The organism is Halolactibacillus sp. JCM 19043, assembly GCF_001310395.1.
GTDB classification, from domain to species: Bacteria; Bacillota; Bacilli; order Bacillales; family Amphibacillaceae; genus Halolactibacillus; species Halolactibacillus miurensis.
Map to the genome: position 1 here is coordinate 1 of NZ_BAXD01000091.1, position 723 is coordinate 723.

Consider the following 723-nt stretch of genomic DNA (forward strand, 5'->3'; position numbering starts at 1 on the left):
TCATCTTCCCAAGATAACTTCGTTCTCAGGTTACCTACTTCTCTTACTGCCATTTTCCCACCTCCTACCACACTTCAGATAAATAAACCTCTTTTTCTACTTGATCCATACTCATTAATTCTTCAAAAAAATGGACGTCTAACTGATCTATTTCAGCTAGCGTCCATTTCTGCGTATATTGTTGTTGTGGAAACATTAACTTTTTGATACAAAGTTTTAAGGGAAGTGTACGCTTCTTTAAACGTCACTCCCCCGTCTCGTTTCCCTCTTCACTTTCCTTCTTTGGCTTCGTTCCGAAAATTGCTTCACGTAGTTTTTCATCTAAATACTCTTTACTTGCTCCCGCGTATAGATTTTCTAACGTGAATTGTTTTTGGAATACAACATCAGATAAGATAGAATATAACTCATCGTCTTCTTCTAAGATATCTTTTGGTGTTGGTTCAACTTCTCCATTTTTCGCTTCTAATTCTGCCATCAGTTCATAATACTTACGTCTAGCTAGCAATGGAGTGAATGGTACAGTAAATGTTTGTTTTTTGTTTTCAATCATTAATTCAATTTTCATCATTCATCACCTACGGTAGTGGAACCCAAGTTTTATCGATTACTTCATTAAACCACTCGTCAATAATTGATTTATCAACAACATCTGGGTCTTGGTCCCAAAGTTTATACTTCTCAAATCCGTCGTTGATTCTAGGTAAACCCTCACCTGTTAAA

General features: G+C 36.1%; 2 protein-coding genes. Both read right to left on the reverse strand.

Annotation, left to right across the window (positions count from 1 at the left end; genetic code table 11):
* Nucleotides 1-64 precede the first annotated feature (64 nt).
* Nucleotides 65-196, reverse strand: a complete 132-nt coding sequence (locus tag JCM19043_RS18340; RefSeq protein WP_255349981.1) for a hypothetical protein — start codon at nt 194-196, stop codon at nt 65-67.
* A gap of 48 nt (nt 197-244) precedes the next feature.
* Nucleotides 245-568, reverse strand: coding sequence for a phage tail assembly chaperone G (gpG, locus tag JCM19043_RS15795; RefSeq protein ID WP_062324011.1), 324 nt, complete (start codon nt 566-568; stop codon nt 245-247).
* Nucleotides 569-723: the final 155 nt, after the last annotated feature.